At 73.9% G+C, this 352-nt stretch carries 1 pseudogene; it reads right to left on the bottom strand.

Features of this window, described 5'->3' with window-relative positions:
• Positions 1-352, bottom strand: a pseudogene (locus BU52_RS32630) (thioesterase family protein); the annotation flags it as partial.

The raw sequence follows: 352 nt of genomic DNA, 5'->3' as shown, positions 1-352 counted from the left end.
GGGTCGGGGTCCCGGCCGTCGGCGAGACCGAACCAGGCCCGCATCTCCCCCTTGCCCGAGGGCTGCCCGAGGGCCCACCCCAGGGTCGACGGGTCGAGCTTGAGCAGCAGACGGTCGACGATGGCGGAGCTGCCGTCGACGGGGGCGGGTCCGTCCTCGGGACCGAAGCACTGCTCCATCGGCGGGATCGCGGGCGGCTCGGCCGTCGTACGGACGTGGGCGGGGAGGGAGTCCAGGTCGCCGTAGGAGGCGAGGACGCGGATGCGCTCCACCTCGTCGCCCCGCTCGTCGAACTGGAACAGGGACGCCTGACCGGTCGACAGGGTCCGTCCGGTGCGCACGGTCTCGGTGC

This window comes from Streptomyces toyocaensis, from assembly GCF_000725125.1.
GTDB classification, from domain to species: domain Bacteria; phylum Actinomycetota; class Actinomycetes; order Streptomycetales; family Streptomycetaceae; genus Streptomyces; species Streptomyces toyocaensis.
Note: the sequence above shows the minus strand (reverse complement) of the source record. Positions and strands in the feature narration are given on the sequence as shown.